13 protein-coding genes are annotated in these 15,615 nt (G+C 64.3%); 6 read left to right on the top strand and 7 right to left on the bottom strand.

Annotation, left to right across the window (positions count from 1 at the left end; genetic code table 11):
- Positions 1-349 precede the first annotated feature (349 nt).
- Positions 350-637, bottom strand: coding sequence for a GIY-YIG nuclease family protein (locus tag Q8R73_RS24450; RefSeq protein ID WP_305722114.1), 288 nt, complete (start codon positions 635-637; stop codon positions 350-352).
- A 123-nt stretch (positions 638-760) separates the two neighbouring features.
- Between Q8R73_RS24450 and ligA the strand changes: the two genes are divergently transcribed.
- Both ligA and Q8R73_RS24440 read left to right on the top strand, forming a co-directional pair.
- Positions 761-2,920 carry an NAD-dependent DNA ligase LigA gene (gene ligA, locus Q8R73_RS24445; protein WP_305722113.1) on the top strand — a complete coding sequence of 720 codons (2,160 nt, stop codon included), beginning with the start codon at positions 761-763 and terminating at the stop codon, positions 2,918-2,920.
- 73 nt (positions 2,921-2,993) lie between these two features.
- Positions 2,994-3,311, top strand: a complete 318-nt coding sequence (locus Q8R73_RS24440) for an EthD family reductase (RefSeq protein WP_305722112.1) — start codon at positions 2,994-2,996, stop codon at positions 3,309-3,311.
- 268 nt (positions 3,312-3,579) lie between these two features.
- Here Q8R73_RS24440 and Q8R73_RS24435 read toward each other — a convergent pair whose 3' ends face one another.
- Positions 3,580-4,851, bottom strand: coding sequence for a multidrug effflux MFS transporter (locus Q8R73_RS24435; protein WP_305722111.1), 1,272 nt, complete (start codon positions 4,849-4,851; stop codon positions 3,580-3,582).
- A 193-nt stretch (positions 4,852-5,044) separates the two neighbouring features.
- Positions 5,045-6,874, bottom strand: a complete 1,830-nt coding sequence (locus Q8R73_RS24430) for an aminopeptidase P family protein (protein WP_305722110.1) — start codon at positions 6,872-6,874, stop codon at positions 5,045-5,047.
- A gap of 191 nt (positions 6,875-7,065) precedes the next feature.
- Between Q8R73_RS24430 and Q8R73_RS24425 the strand changes: the two genes are divergently transcribed.
- Positions 7,066-7,254 (top strand): hypothetical protein, encoded by a 189-nt coding sequence (locus Q8R73_RS24425; protein WP_305722109.1) that lies wholly within the window; start codon positions 7,066-7,068, stop codon positions 7,252-7,254.
- A 16-nt stretch (positions 7,255-7,270) separates the two neighbouring features.
- On the opposite strand, the gene Q8R73_RS24420 is transcribed toward Q8R73_RS24425, so the two are convergent.
- Both Q8R73_RS24420 and Q8R73_RS24415 read right to left on the bottom strand, forming a co-directional pair.
- The gene (locus Q8R73_RS24420; protein WP_305722108.1) at positions 7,271-8,167 is read right to left on the bottom strand and encodes a 50S ribosomal protein L11 methyltransferase; all 897 of its coding nucleotides are present in this window, start codon (positions 8,165-8,167) and stop codon (positions 7,271-7,273) included.
- Positions 8,168-8,579: 412 nt separating this feature from the next.
- Positions 8,580-10,181 carry an NAD(P)/FAD-dependent oxidoreductase gene (locus Q8R73_RS24415; RefSeq protein ID WP_305722107.1) on the bottom strand — a complete coding sequence of 534 codons (1,602 nt, stop codon included), beginning with the start codon at positions 10,179-10,181 and terminating at the stop codon, positions 8,580-8,582.
- A 259-nt stretch (positions 10,182-10,440) separates the two neighbouring features.
- Here Q8R73_RS24415 and Q8R73_RS24410 point away from each other — a divergent pair, with 259 nt between their 5' ends.
- Together Q8R73_RS24410 and Q8R73_RS24405 are read left to right on the top strand one after the other, a co-directional pair.
- Positions 10,441-12,726 carry a spermidine synthase gene (locus Q8R73_RS24410; protein ID WP_305722106.1) on the top strand — a complete coding sequence of 762 codons (2,286 nt, stop codon included), beginning with the start codon at positions 10,441-10,443 and terminating at the stop codon, positions 12,724-12,726.
- 84 nt (positions 12,727-12,810) lie between these two features.
- Entirely contained in the window at positions 12,811-13,110 is a 300-nt protein-coding gene (locus Q8R73_RS24405; protein WP_305722105.1) for a hypothetical protein, read from the top strand.
- Positions 13,111-13,219: 109 nt separating this feature from the next.
- Here the strand turns inward: Q8R73_RS24405 and Q8R73_RS24400 are convergent, their stop codons facing one another.
- Positions 13,220-14,020 carry a L,D-transpeptidase gene (locus Q8R73_RS24400; RefSeq protein WP_305722104.1) on the bottom strand — a complete coding sequence of 267 codons (801 nt, stop codon included), beginning with the start codon at positions 14,018-14,020 and terminating at the stop codon, positions 13,220-13,222.
- Between the two features lie 291 nt (positions 14,021-14,311).
- Here Q8R73_RS24400 and Q8R73_RS24395 point away from each other — a divergent pair, with 291 nt between their 5' ends.
- Positions 14,312-14,629 carry a hypothetical protein gene (locus tag Q8R73_RS24395; protein ID WP_305722103.1) on the top strand — a complete coding sequence of 106 codons (318 nt, stop codon included), beginning with the start codon at positions 14,312-14,314 and terminating at the stop codon, positions 14,627-14,629.
- Positions 14,630-14,775: 146 nt separating this feature from the next.
- On the opposite strand, the gene Q8R73_RS24390 is transcribed toward Q8R73_RS24395, so the two are convergent.
- Positions 14,776-15,537, bottom strand: a complete 762-nt coding sequence (locus Q8R73_RS24390) for an ABC transporter permease (protein WP_305722102.1) — start codon at positions 15,535-15,537, stop codon at positions 14,776-14,778.
- Positions 15,538-15,615 lie beyond the last annotated feature (78 nt).

Raw genomic sequence — 15,615 nt, 5'->3', positions numbered from 1 at the left:
GTGCAAATCGTCCCACTGCACCGTCATTACGGGGCGCCTCGAAGAGGCGAACCCGGAATCTCGAGATTCCGGGTCTGGTCCTTCGGACCATCCCGGAATGACGGTCTCAGGTACCGATCGACTCGTGCAAATCGTCCCACTGCACCGTCATTACGGGGCGCCTCGAAGAGGCGAACCCGGAATCTCGAGATTCCGGGTCTGGTCCTTCGGACCATCCCGGAATGACGAACTCAGGTACGGATCGACTCGTACAAATCGTTCCACTGCACCGTCATTCCGGGGCGCCTCGAAGAGGCGACCCCGGAATCTCGCCGGGTCTGGTCCTTCGGACCATCCCGGAATGACGGTCTCAGGTACAGATCGACTCGTACAAATCGTCCCACTGTGGATTCTGCGCCTCGATCAATTGCATCTTCCAGGCCCGCTTCCATTTTTTCAATTCTTTCTCGCGGGAAATGGCGGAGATCGGATCGTCGTAAATTTCGAACCATACCAGCCGTGTGATATTGTACCTGGAAGTAAATCCCGGGACCGCTTTGATCCGATGCTCGTAAATCCGGCGCACGATATCGTTCGTCACTCCGATGTAGATTGCTCCATCCTTTCTGCTCGCAAGGATATAGACGTAATAAGCCATGACCGTAGCTCATAATCTCAAGTACGACGTCATTCCGGGGCGCGCGGAGCGCGAACCCGGAATCTCGAGATTCCGGGTCTGGTCCTTCGGACCATCCCGGAATGACGAACTCAAGCAACCATCATGATGGCAAAACCAAAAAAAATCAGCCCCGCCGACATCGCCAAGCTCACCAGGGCGCAGGCCAAGGTCGAGCACATGCGCCTCACGCTGGAGATCGAGGCGCACAACGAGCGCTATTACCAGAAGGACGCACCGACCGTATCGGATGCGGAATACGACGCGCTGCGCCAGCGGCTGCTGGCGATCGAGGCGAAATTCCCCGAGCTCGTGACCGGGGAATCGCCGTCGCAGAAAGTCGGCGCGGCGCCGGCGCGCGGCTTTGCAAAAGTGCAGCATGCCGTTCCCATGCTTTCGCTCGGCAATGCCTTCAGCGATGCCGACGTGACCGAATTCGTCGAGCGCGTCAGGCGATTTCTCAAGCTCGATACCGAGCATGTTCCAGCCCTGGTCGCCGAGCCGAAGATCGACGGCCTGTCGCTGTCGCTGCGCTACGAGAACGGCGAACTGGTCCGCGCGGCGACGCGCGGCGACGGTTTTACCGGCGAGGATGTCACCGCCAATGTGCGCACCATCAAGGACATTCCGCACGCGCTGAAGGGCCGCAATATTCCGGCGGCCTGCGAGATGCGCGGCGAAGTCTACATGCTCAAGAAGGATTTTCTCGAACTGAACAGGAAGCAGGCGGAAGCCGACGATACGGTCTTTGCCAATCCGCGCAATTCGGCGGCGGGCTCATTGCGCCAGAAGGATGTCTCGATCACCGCGTCGCGCCCCCTGAAGTTCTTTGCCTATACCTGGGGAGAGATGAGCGAACGGCCGGCCGACACCCAGCACGGCATGCTGGAGTGGATGGGCAGAGCCGGCTTCGTCGTCAATCCGCGGACACGGCTCTGCAAGGATGTCGACGCCGTTCTCGAATTCTACGCCGAGATCGCGCAAGAGCGCGCCACGCTCGGCTATGACATCGATGGCGTGGTCTACAAGGTCGACCGGCTCGACTGGCAGGACCGTCTCGGCTTCGTGTCGCGCAGTCCGCGCTGGGCCATCGCGCACAAATTCGCGGCGGAACAGGCGATGACCGTTCTCAACGGCATCGACATCCAGGTCGGCCGCACCGGCGCGCTGACGCCGGTGGCCCGGCTCGAGCCGGTCACGGTCGGCGGCGTCGTGGTCTCGAATGCGACGCTGCACAATGAGGATTACATCAAGGGGATCGGCAACGACGGCAACCCGATCCGCGACGGCGTCGATCTTCGCGTCGGCGATACCGTCATCGTGCAGCGCGCCGGTGACGTGATTCCCCAGGTCGTCGGCGTCGTGATGGACAAGCGGCCGAAGAATGCGAAGCCGTACAAATTTCCCGAAACCTGCCCGGTATGCGGCAGTCATGCCGTCCGCGAGGAAGACGAGGCGGTGCGCCGCTGCACGGGCGCGCTGATCTGCCCGGCCCAGGCGGTGGAGCGCCTGAAACATTTCGTGTCGCGGCTGGCGTTCGACATCGACGGGCTCGGCGACAAGCAGATCCAGGAATTCTACCGGGACGGTCTGGTGATGTCGGCGGTCGACATCTTCACGCTGCAGAAGCGCGATGCGCGTTCGCAAAGCAAGCTGATGCAGCGCGAAGGCTACGGCGAAACCTCGGTACGCAACCTGTTTGCCGCCATCGACGCCCGCCGCAGCATCGAACTGCACCGCCTGATTTATGCGCTCGGCATCCGCCATGTCGGGGAGGGCAATGCCAAGCTGCTGGCCCGGCATTACGGGACCTTCGAAGCGTTTCGCGACGCCATGCTGGCGGCGGCCAAGGGCGGCACCGGCGAGGCCAACACCACGGAGGCCTATCAGGAACTCAACGATATCGGTGGCGTCGGCGAAATCGTCGCGGATGCGGTGGTCGAGTTCTTCGCCGAGCCGCGCAACGTCAAGGCGCTCGGCCAGTTGATCGACGAACTCGACGAAGTGAAGCCGGCCGAGCGGCCGCGAAAAAGCTCGCCGGTATCGGACAAGACCGTGGTGTTCACGGGATCATTGACAAAATTTACCCGCGACGAAGCCAAGGCGGTGGCCGAACGCCTCGGCGCCAAGGTCGCCGGCTCGGTCTCGAAGAAAACCGATTATCTGGTCGCGGGCGAAGACGCCGGCTCCAAGCTGACAAAGGCGCGCGAACTCGGCATCGCCGTGCTGAGCGAGGATGATTGGTTGAAGCTGATCGGGGAGTGAGTGGTTACGGCGTCTTGATGCAACGCGCCGGGCGCGCCAGAATGCCTCATAAACGTCGAACCAGGAGGAAGCCATGATCAAGGTCAGTGTGATGTATCCCAACAAGACGGGTGCGCGCTTCGACCATCAATATTATCGGGACAAGCACATGCCGCTCGTGAAGGCGCGCATGGGCGACGCCTGCAAATATTACACCGTCGACAAGGGGCTTGCCGGCGGAGCGCCCGGCGATCCCGCGACCTATGTCGGCATGTGCCACATCTTCGCCGACTCGATCGAGGCGTTCCAGAAGGGTTTTGGGCCGCACGCCAAGGAGATCATGGCGGACATTCCCAATTACACCGACATCGCGCCGGTCATGCAGATCAGCGAAGTCGTTGTCGAGAAATGAGGTGAGACGAAGCTGTTCGGGGAGTGAGCGGGTGTCGCACGTTCGTCCGCCACAACTCAGCTGTCGTCTCCCGCGAAGGCGGGTGATCCAGTATTCCAGAGCCGTCTGAGTTGAACCGAGAAGCCGCGGCGTACTGGATCGCCCGCTTTCGCGGGCGACGACACCGTTAGCAGAGCCGCGGCATACTATATCTTGTGGCGGGACGGGTGCCTCCCGTCCAGCCATTCTGTGCATGGGGTTGTTTCGCATTTTTTGTTTGGGCTTGCCCTCACAACAACTTCGACTCGTCCTCCGCCTTCTCGATCGACGCCTCGCTGGCCACCGGTTCGCGGCGCGGGATCAAAAAGATCATCGTCGAGGCGCAGGCCACCGACAGTACCACGATGGCGATGTTGAGCGGCACCGGGGTCGCAAAATGGCCGCCGAGATACGCACCGAAGTGCGATACCAGCGCGCCCAGGCCCATCTGCAGGAATCCCATCGCGCCGGAGGCGGTGCCGGCGGCTTCGGGGCGGATGCTGATGGCGCCGGCCGCCGAGTTCGACATCACGAAGGCGTTGGCGAACATCACCAGCATCTGGGTGCCGAACAGCCATGCCGGCGCATGGTTGAGCCCGGTGACGCCCCATACCAGGTTGAGCAGGGCACCGGCGAATTGCAGCGCCAGCCCGAACCAGATCAGATTTTCCAGCCGGTGGCGCGGCGCGTAGCGCGCGCAAGCGAGATTGCCGAGCAGGAAGGCGAGGCCGGTCGCCGCGAACCACGCGCCGTATTCGGCACTGGTGCGGCCCATCTGCGTCACCACGATATAGGGACCGCCGGCGGCGAACACGAAGATGATCTGCGACGCCAGCACCTGGCACAGCACATAGCCGATGAAGGCGCGGCTGGTGAGGAGACTGCCGACATCGCCGCGAAAGCCGCCGGGCTCGATGCGGTCGCGCCGGGTCTCCGGCAGCGCGACGGCGATGGCGACCGCGATCATCAGGGAACCAGCCGACATCACGTAGAAGATGGCGCGCCAGCCGAACGCGATTTCGAGCAGACCGCCGGTCAGCGGGCTCAGCATCTGCGCCACCATCATCACCGCGATCACCAGGCTGATCATGGCGCCGACGCGGTCGCGGCTGTAGAGGTCGCGGATGATGGCGCGGCTCACCACCATGCCGGTGGCGCCGCCGAGCGCCTGAAAGAACCGCGCCGCGATCAGTTGCGGCAGCGTTTCCGCGAAGACACAGGCCGCACTCGCCACCACCATCAGGCCGAGGCCCGCCAGCAGCACCGGGCGGCGTCCGAACCTGTCGGACAGCGGGCCCATGATGATCTGCGAGCAGGCGATGCCGACCATGAACAGCGACACCGTCATCTGCGCGATCGAAATGTCGCGTCCGAAGCTGGCGGCCAGCACCGGCAGCGCCGGCACCAGCATATAGAGCGAGATCGGCGCCACGCCGGTCATGGCGACCAGCAGCAGCAGCGTGGTTCGCGATGTCGCGGGGCTGGTCTCGGTGCCCGGCGCCTTGCCCATCACTCCATGCATTCCGGTTCAATCCGATCCTGTGAATCGGACTGTAGTGCCATCGACAGCCGCGAATACGCCCGTTTCGGAATGCGGCTATTCCGTTTTCGGGAGGATGCCATTGATTGTCATTCCGGGGCGCGTCGAAGACGCGAACCCGGAATCTCGAGATTCCGGGTCTGGTCCTTCGGACCATCCCGGAATGACGGATCACTCAATCCCCAAGCGGTGCCGTTGCGGCGTCCAGCCACAGCTTCGTCGCCTCATCGAGATGCGGGCGTACCTCGCGCCTCACCCAGGCATGGTAGTCGTTGAGCCAGCCCAGTTCCCCGCCATCCAGCATGGTGAGGTCGATCAGCCGCCGGTCGATCGGCGCCAGCGTCAGCGCCTCGAACGCATTCATCGGCTTTTCCGCGCCGGCGATGTCGGCGGCGACCACCAGTTCGAGGTTCTCGATCCGGATGCCGAAGCCGTCGGTCTTGTAGTAGCCGGGCTCGTTGGAGAGGATCATGCCGCGTTTCAGCGGCGTGGTGCCGATTTTCGAAATGCGCGCCGGGCCTTCATGCACCGAGAGGTAGCTGCCGACGCCGTGGCCGGTGCCGTGATCGAAATCGATACCGGCCTGCCACAGGAACTGGCGCGCCAGCGTGTCGATCTGGGCGCCGGTGGTGCCGTCGGGAAAAACCGCGCGCGCGATCGCGATATGGCCGCGCAGCACGCGGGTAAAGCGGTCGCGCATTTCGCCCGTGGGTTCGCCGACGGCGATGGTGCGGGTAACGTCGGTGGTGCCGTCTTCATATTGCGCGCCGGAATCGATCAGCAGCAGATCGCCCGGCGCGATCCGCCGGTTGGACTTGCGGGAGACGCGGTAATGCACGATGGCGCCGTTCGGCCCGGTGCCGGCGATGGTCGGGAACGAAACGTCCTTCAGCGCGCCGGTATCGCGGCGGAAGCTTTCCAGTGCCTCGACGGCGTCGATCTCCGTCAGCACGCCCCTGGGCGCCTCGCGGTGGATCCAGGCCAGAAACCGTGTCAGCGCCACCGCATCGCGCCGGTGCGCCGTGCGCGTGCCCGCGATCTCGGTGGAGTTCTTGACCGCCTTGAGCAGGCTGACCGGATCGTTGCCGCGCACCGGTCTGCCGCCGGCCGCCAGGATCAGGCGGCTCAGCGCGTCGGCGGCGGTGGCGCTGTCGAGCGCGATCGCAGCACCCGCCTGCGCCAGCGCGGCCAGCTTTGGGGTCAGCGCATCCGGCTCCTCGACGTCGGCGGATTGTTCGAGATGGTCGCGCGCACTGTTGGAAAGCTTGCGGTGATCGATGAAAACCGTGGGCCGGCCTTCCTTCGGCACCAGCGCATAGGAGAGTGGCAGTGGCGTGTGCGAGACATCGGCGCCGCGGATGTTGAAGGTCCAGGCCACCGCGTGCGAATCCGACAGCACCAGCGCGTCGATATTGAGCCGCGCGATTTCGAGCCGGATCCGCCGCAGTTTTTCGGCCTCCGCCTCGCCGGAAAAGTGCGGGCCGTGAACGGCGACCGGGCCGAGCGGCGGAGGCGGGCGCTCGGTCCACACCGAATCCAGCGGGTTGCTGTCGACCGCAATCAGTTCCGCGCCGGCCCTGGCACAGGCCCCGGCGAGACGCTCGGCTGCCGCTGAAGTATGCAGCCACGGATCAAATCCGAGGCGGTCGCCGGCCGCGAGTTGCTGCGCCAGCCAGTTTTCCGGTGGTGGATCGGCCAGCGGCTCGACCTGCCAGGCCTTGGCGTCGACCTGCTTGGCAGCCTGCAGGGTATAGCGGCCGTCGACGAACACCGCGGCCTGTTGGTTCAGAACGATCGCCATTCCGGCGGATCCGGTAAAGCCGGTCAGCCAGGCCAGCCGCTCCTCCGAGGGGGCGACATACTCGTTTTGTTGCTGATCGGCGCGGGGAATCACGAACCCCGTCAGCTTGCGCCGCGCCAGTTCCTCGCGAAACGCCGCCAGCCGCGCGCTCAGCGCCACCCCGGCCTCTGGGTCTTCGAACGTCTGGAAATGGGCTTCGAACATCGTGTGGCCACCTTAGGATCGCGGGGAGAACTCCGCAATCTGATCCATATCAAACCGATTTGGCATAAATTGTGCTTGAATATCGGCACCTGCATCAGACGGGATGGAACGATTGTTGTCACAGACACTTGTTCCAGACATATCCGGAGGAGTGCCGGGAGTGTTTCAACTCAACGACGAGGGGATACACCATGCCAGCCTTTACGTTTGAGAAAATCTCGCCGCCGCCGGTTCGCCGCGGGCCGATTCCGTCGATCCAACAGAAGCAACGCGGTGTCATCGTCCAGATGCTGGACCGGTTCGTCGAGGCACGCGTCAAGCGATCCAAACGCGGCGAAAAGGGCGTGATCGCCCGCCGCGAGCCCAAACCCCAGGACTAGCCCCAGGACCAGATTTTCAACGCACGCGCTGCATCAGCAGGCTGCTCCAGCCTTCGATCAAAAGATGCCTTATGAGCACGAGGCCGCGCGCGCGATAGGCCGCGACCACGCTCTGAGCCTGCTGCGGCAGCAGTCCCGACAGGATCACCAACGCCGATGGCGCCAGATGCCGCGCCATCGGCGTTGCCATTTGCCGCAGCGGATTGGCCAGAATATTCGCCAGCACCAGGTCGAACGGCGCGCGCTCCGGAAATTCCGGAGCTGCAAAGCCGGTGGCGGGAATGGCCTGCACCAGGTCTCCGGCGCCGTTGAGCCCGGCGTTTTCCCTGGCCACCCGGACCGCGAGCGGATCGATGTCGCTCGCCAGCACTTTTATCCGCAGCGCCTTCGCTGCGGCGATGGCGAGCACGCCGGTGCCGGTGCCGAGATCGAGCACGCGGCGGGGACGATGCGCCTTCAGCACCTCGTCGAGCAGCAACAGGCAGCCGCGCGTGGTGCCGTGATGTCCGGTGCCGAACGCCAGCGCCGCCTCGATCTCGATACCGAGTTTGTTGGCCGGCACTTTCGAGCGATCATGCCGGCCGTGCACGACGAAGCGCCCGGCGCGCACCGGTACCAAATCCGCCAGCGTTGCCTTGACCCAGTCTTTTGCTTCCACCGTGTCGAAGGCGAGACCCTGCGCCGCCTCGTCGCCGGCGGCGAGGCCGACCAGCTCGCGGATCGCGGATTCGTCCGGCGGCTCGGCGAAATTCACGGTGATTTCCCAGCGCCCGCCGGCCCCCTCGAACGCTGTGATCGCGGCCTGGCCTTCGGGGAAGCTCTCGTCGAGGAGATCGACCACGCGTTTCGCGGCCTGCTCATTGCCGATCGCAAAGCTGGCGCGGCGGGTCGCGGGGGTGGTCGTTGATGTCATCGAGGTCCGGGGAAATGGAGCGACAGGGCTACGATCATACAGCGAACATAACGGGATTGTTCACAGCCTGTTGGCCTGGATATCCACAGCCAAGCGAGCACCTTATTCCGGGGACATCAACAGGGTTTTCCACAGCATGTCCACCGGGTGTCCACCGTTTGCCTCGACAGGCCGGACTCAGCGTCCGGCGGATGGCCACGAAAGGTCGTCCGACCACAGATAGATCGCGATCGCGGCCAAGCAAAGCGCGAGACCGATCCAGAACACTGGCGAATGATGGATTGGCCGGCGCTCGCGAACAGGGGGCTTCATTTCGATTACCTCGGTAGCTCGCGACGCTGCGCTTCCGCCTGCATAGCAGGTTGCGCGCCGACGGCAAGCGAGCGGGCCTGAATGGCTCCGGCGTGCCCGCTCACTTGAACAGCGCCCGGTGATCCCCCAGGATCACACGGGCGGCATTGTGGCCGGGGGCGCCGGTGACGCCGCCGCCGGGATGGGCGCCGCTGCCGCAATGGTAGAGGCCTTTCAGCGGCCCGCGATAATCGGCATGGCCGAGCATCGGCCGCGCCGAGAACAATTGATTGAGCGTCAGCGCGCCGTGGAAGATGTCGCCGCCGAGCAGCCCGAACTGGCGCTCCAGGTCAAGCGGCGAAAGGACCTGCCGGCCGATGACGCTGGTTGCAAATCCCGGCGCGTATCGGTCCACCGTTGCGATCATGAGGTCGGCAACCTCGTCGCGGTGATCGTCCCAGGATTTTCCGCCGGGCAGTTCCGGCGCGACGTGCTGGCAGAACAGGCTGGCGACGTGCTGGCCCGGCGGACACAGCGTATCGTCGAGCGTAGAGGGGATCAGCACCTCGACGACAGGCGCGCGGCTCCAGCCATGTTCGCGGGCGTCCTGCCAGGCGCGGTCCATATAGCCGAGGCTGGGCGCGATGATGATGCCGGCCGAGAGGTGATCGCGGGCGCCGGGCAGGGCCGTGAACGAGGGCAGGGCGTTGAGCGCGACGTTCATCCGGAAGGTGCCGGAGCCGTTGCGCCAGTTCTTGATGCGGCCGAGGAAGTCCGCCGGCAGCGCATCCGGCGGCACCAGCCGCGTATACAGCAGTCTCGGGTTGACGCTGGAGGCGACGTATTTGGCGCGAACGGTTTTGCCGTTGTCGAGGATCACGCCGGCTACGCGGTCGCGTTCGACGATCACCTCGCGGACGCCGGCATCGGTTTCGATTTCGACGCCATGGCTGCGCGCCGCCTTGGCCATCGCCTGCGTGATTGCGCCCATGCCGCCGATGGCGTGGCCCCAGACACCTTTCTTGCCGTTCACCTCGCCGAACGCGTGGTGCAGCATCACATAGGCCGAGCCCGCCGCATACGGACTGGCGTAATTGCCGACGATGGCGTCGAACCCGAACAGCGACTTGACCAGATCGCTCTCGAAGGTCTCGTCCAGCATTTCGCCGGCCGAGCGCGTGAACAGGTCGAGCAGGCTGCGCTGCTGCGACAGCGACAACCTGTTCAGGATGCCGGCGGTCCCCAGTGCATTGAAGGCTTCGCGGATCGCGCCGACGCCGAAGCCTTCGACGATGTTCGGCGGCGCCCGCAGCACGAAGGCACGCAGCACGTCGGCGATTTCTTCGAGCTCGCGGGTGAACGCATCGATCCCGGCGGCGTCGCGTTCGCTGAGTTTGGCGATCGATTGATGGGTGCGGCCCTCGCCGGTCAGCAGATAGCTGCCGTCGGGAGAAGGCAGAAAATTCTGCGCGCTGCGCTCGACGATCCGCAACCCGTGCTCGGCCAGTTTCAGGTCCGCCATGATCCGCGGGTTGAGCAGGCTGACGGTGTAGGCCGCGACCGAGTTGCGGAACCCGGGATGGAATTCCTCGGTTACCGCGGCGCCGCCGACCACCGTGCGGCGCTCCACCACTTTCACGCGCAGGCCGGCCATCGCCAGATAAGCTGCGCAGGTGAGGCCGTTATGGCCGGCTCCGATGATCAGGACGTCGGTTTCGCTCATGTCCGCTTCAGGATAAAATGGCGTCATTCCGGGATGGTCCGTAGGACCAGGCCCGGAATCTCGAGATTCCGGCTCCGATGCTTCGCATCGCCCCAGAATGACGCCTCCCTCTTAGCGAAGATGGTCAGCGCAGCACAGCATGAAGTGACGGGTTTGGTTCCACATTGCCCGGCATGATACCCTATGCTTTATCCTGTAGCCCCGGCGCCTTGGCCGGATTTCCGCCGCCGGCGCCCGCCGGGTTCAAGCCGGAGCTTCCATGAGTTTTTCTGACTCGTCCGCCACCACGGATGCCGCTACCGATGCCCGGAATCGGCGTGTGCTCGTGGTCTATACAGCGGCGATCTTCGTCAGCGCGCTGCTGCTGTTCTCGGTGCAGCCGCTTTTCACCAAAATGGTGCTGCCGCGGCTCGGCGGCTCGCCTGCGGTGTGGTCGGTGGCGATGGTGTTTTTCCAGTCGCTGCTGCTCGGCGGCTATGCCTATGCGCATTACCTGATGCAGTTGAAGAGCCGCATCCTGCCTGTTGCGATCCATCTGGTGCTGTTGGCGGTGGCGCTGCTGACGCTGCCGCTGTCGATCGCGGGTGGCTGGGGCGAGCCGCCGACCTCGGGCTATGAGTTCTGGCTGCTCGGCCTGTTCGCGGTGTCGATCGGGCTGCCGTTTTTCGCGCTGGCCGCCAATAATCCGCTGCTGCAGGCCTGGTTTTTCCGATCAGGCCATCCCAACGGTCCGGATCCGTATTTTCTTTATGCTTCGTCCAACATCGGCAGCTTCCTGGCGCTGCTGTCCTATCCGGTGCTGCTGGAGCCGATGTTCACACTGCGGACGCAGAATTTGATCTGGACCGGCGGCTATGGCCTGCTGATCGTCCTGATCGCGGCCTGCGCGGTGCTGATGCTGCGGTCGCCGATGCTGGCTGTCGCCGATCGGCGCACCGAGGAGGCCGAGGCGCCGGCGCCGCCGTGGATTCTGCGCGCGCGATGGATTTTCCTCGCCGCGGTGCCGTCGGGCCTGCTGATCGCGGTGACCGCGCATATTTCAACCGACGTCGCGGCGGCGCCGCTGCTATGGGTGCTGCCGCTGTCGCTGTATCTGCTGACTTGGGTACTGGTGTTCCAGTCGCGGCCCTTGCTGCCGCACAAATGGGTATTGCTGCTGCAGCCCCTGGCGATCGCGGGCGTGATTGCGCTGCTGGCTTTCGGCGGCGAGCAGAACCTGTTGCTGACGCTCGGCGGCCACCAGCTTTGCTTCTTCGTCATCGCGATGGCCTGCCATGGCGAACTGGCGCGGACCCGCCCGGCCGCGAAATACCTCACCGGCTTCTATGTCGCGCTGTCATTCGGCGGCATGGTCGGCGGCCTGTTCGCCGGACTGATCGCTCCGTATACCTTCTCATGGATCGCCGAATACCCGATCCTGCTAGCCTGCGCGGCGCTGTGCCGGCCGCCCGGCGGCAGCGAGCGGTTCGCACGCTGGAGCCGATGGTACTGGCCGATTCTCGCCGTTCTTGCGGTGGCCCTGATCGCGCCGGCCTGGTTCGACGGGAAGGTGATGCGGTGGCTGGAGGATCACCGGTTGCTGGTGATCAGCGACGTGGCGGCGCTCTCGGCGCTGCTGGCGCTCGGGCTGAATGCCAACCGATGGAAGATCTTTGCCACCGTCGCGCTGGCTCTGACGCTGATCCGGGTCTACCCGCCGGATGACGGGCGAGTGGAAACCGTGCGCAGCTTTTTCGGCGTCCACAAGATCGTGGTAACGCCGAATGGGCAATACCACGTGCTGATGCACGGCACCACGATTCACGGCGCCGAGAAATACCAGAACGACGACGGGACGCCGGTGACCGGGCGGCCCGAGCCGATCACCTACTATCACAAGGACGGCGGCATCGGCCAGGCGATCGCGGCGATGCGCGAGCGCAAGGGCGGTGCGCTGCGCGTCGCGGTGATCGGGCTCGGCTCCGGCACGCTCGCCTGTGCCTCGGAACCGGGCGAGACCTGGAGGTTCTTCGAGATCGACCAGACCATGGTCGATACCGCGAAGGATCCAAAATATTTCAGCTACATCAGCAAGTGCGAGCCCGACATGAAGCCGGTGATCGGCGACGCGCGGCTGACCTTCGCCAAGGAACCTGTCGGCATCTACGACCTGATCATCGTCGACGCCTATTCGTCGGATGCGATCCCGATTCATCTTGCGACCGAAGAGGCGATGGAAATCTACAAGACGAGGCTGGCGCCGCAGGGCGCCGTCGCGATGCACGTGTCTAACCGGCATTTGGAACTGTCCAGCGTCGTGGTGGGCATTGCCGACGCCAACGACCTCAAGAGCTGGGTTTACAGCGAGGATACCAATCGCGACTCCGAATACATCTTCTCGACCACGGTCGTGATCTCGGCGCGCGAGGAGGCCGATGTCGGCAGGCTGGCGTCGTCGGACCAGTGGGCCCTGACCGAAGCCGAGGACGATCAGCGGGTCTGGACGGACGACTATTCCAACGTGCTGGGCGCGGTGTGGCGGCGGCTGAAGAAAGGCGACGAGTAAGTTTGAGCACGATTGACCCTTCCGCTGCGGAACCATTCACGGTTGAGCCTGTTGGCTGCCCGACACGATCAACCGGAGACCACAATGAAAAAGCTCGCAATCTCTCTCATCGTCGGCGCAGCTGCGCTGTTCGCCACCGCGGCGTCAGCCGCTCCGCTTTCAAAGGGCATCGCGGTGCTGCCTGACAGCAACATCGAGCAGGTCCGCATGGTTTGCGACGCACGGGGTCGCTGCTGGCAACAGCGCTCCAACAGGCGCGTCATCATCCGCGATTCCTATGCCCGTCAGCGTCATTATGACCGTCGCGGTCACAACCACAGGCGCAACGGCGCCGTCATCCGTGCTCCCGGCGTCAGCATCGGTATCGGCTCCGGCCGCTACTGAGAGCCAGGATACCGAGATAGAACAGGCCTCGGCGCGTCGCGCGCCGGGGCCATTTCTTTGCGGGGCGTCCGGGATGTGAGCAATATTGACCAGCGCGAACCGCGATGCGTCAGTCCTGATAGGAAAACAAGCCACGCGGCTGGTAGTACGGCCGCGGCTGGTAATAGCCCTGCGGCGCATATTGCGGCGCGTAGCCGCGATCAGGGTAATACTGCTCGCGCGGATAGACCTGCGCGCCATACACGCGCCGGCTGCGCGGCGCCGGATAGCGCGCTTCGTTGGCTGAGCCATCGGCCGGATAGATGTAGCCGTCGTCCGCCTGAGCCTGTACTGGCGGCTCGACCAGCGGAGCGACCTGGCCGGGCACGCCCGGCCGCGGCGCCAGCACCACCGGATCGCCAGCGGAGTTGTATTGCGGCGCCGGATCGCGACGCGCCACCGCGGTGCTGGCGCGGGGCCGCGGGTTGCGGGCTAGGGCGATCTGCGAGGAGCCGGTCAGCGTGACCGTCGCGTTGAGCACGCCGTCCTTCTGCACCAGCCCATACAGCGTCGCCGCATTGGCGCGCGACAGCCGCACGCAGCCATGCGAGGCCGGGCTGCCGAGACGGTTCACCGAGTCGGTGCCGTGAATGGCATGGCCGGATTTGGTGAAGAAGATCGCGTGCGGCATCGGCGCGTCGTCGAACTCCTTGGAGTAGTGGTCCTCCTCCATCCGGAAGGTCCTGAAGTTGCCGTTCGGCGTCTCATAGGCGGGCAGGCCGCTCGACACCGGCCACCGGTAGCGCTCGACGCCATCGACCGCGACGGTCATCAGCTGCGCATTCTTGTCGACGGTGATGGCAATCTTGGCTTGTGCGGCGCTGCCGAAAGACAGCATCAGGCCGGTGACAGCAATGAGGAAGCAACGCATCTTACTTTGGCCTCCAGGCCCATATCCAGTGCCACCGCACGCCGTGCTCGCCGTCCCCCCGCAGCAATATGCACGGAGTCTGGCGCTGGTTCCAGCCGCCTGCGCGCTCATCGTTAACGGTCCGCAGGGCCCAACCGTGGCGGCGGTGAGGCCAAATCGGGCGGCAGCGCAATTTTCGTTGATCGCGGCCCTCGCGCCGCGGATTGGCCTTGGCGAAGCAACCTTTCGGCCGCAACGGCGTTACATACTCCCGCCCGGTCGATCGCCGGCCCCCACACTTGAGGAATTCACATGAAGACGAAGATTCGCACTGCCGCAGCGCCGGCCGGTCTGCCGGCGAAATTCCTTCTGGCGGTGGCAGCGATCATGCTTGCGCTGCTGGCCGTGCCGCAGTTTGCCAATGCCCAGGGTATCGTGCGCGGCGCGCAGGAAGGCTCCCGCGAAGGCAATCGGGTGGCCGGCCCGATCGGTGGCGTGGTCGGAGGCGCGGTCGGCGCCGGTGTCGGCGGCGCCATGGGTGCCGTGAAGGGCGTGTTCGGGATCAACGATCGTGGCCATCGCTGCCGCGGCTATTATGATCGACGCGATCGTTTCCACTGCTATCGGTGATGAACGTCATTCCGGGGCGATGCAAAGCATCGAACCCGGAATATCAAGAGGGCCAGACTCGCAATCTCGAGATCCCGGGTTCGCGCTAAGCGCGCCCTCAGCGACAAGCGCTACGCGCTTGCGCGGGAATAACGCGTTTTCGCGCGTCAATTCTTCAACCGGTATCCGGTCTTGAAGATCCACCACACCGCGACCATGCAGAGGCCGAAAAACGCCAGCGTCATCCCGACGCTGAGACCGATGCTGACGTCGGCGATCTCGTAGAAGCTCCAGCGGAACCCCGAGATCAGATAGACCACGGGGTTGAGCAGCGCGACGGTGCGCCAGCCCTCGGGCAGCATGTCGATCGAGTAGAAGCTGCCGCCGAGGAAGGCCAGCGGGGTCACGATCAGCATGGGGATCATCTGCAGCTTCTCGAAGCCGTCGGCCCAGATCCCGATGATGAAGCCGAACAGGCTGAAAGTAACCGCGGTCAGCACCAGGAAGGCCAGCATCCACCATGGATGCATGATGTGCAGCGGCACGAACAGCGCGGCGGTGGCGAGAATGATCAGACCGAGGATGATCGACTTGGTCGCGGCGGCGCCGACATAGCCGAGCACGATCTCGAAATACGACACCGGCGCCGACAATAGCTCATAGATGGTGCCGACGAATTTCGGAAAGTAGATTCCAAACGAGGCGTTGGCGATGCTCTGTGTCAGCACCGACAGCATTACCAGCCCTGGCACGATGAATGTGCCATAGCTGACGCCCTCGACCTCGGCAATGCGCGAGCCGATCGCGGCGCCGAACACCACGAAATAAAGCGAGGTCGAAACCACCGGGGAGACGATGCTTTGCAGCAGCGTGCGCCAGGTGCGTGCCATCTCGAACAGATAGATGGCGCGGACGGCCCTGAAATTCATGACGCCCTCACCAGACTGACGAAGATGTCTTCCAGCGACGACTGGCTGGTATCGAGATCGGAAATGCGGATGCCGGCG

Origin of the sequence: Bradyrhizobium sp. (assembly GCF_030697065.1) — a bacterium.
Taxonomy (GTDB): domain Bacteria; phylum Pseudomonadota; class Alphaproteobacteria; order Rhizobiales; family Xanthobacteraceae; genus Bradyrhizobium.
The sequence above is the reverse complement of the archived record's forward strand: the minus strand, read 5'-3'. Positions and strand labels throughout refer to the sequence as shown.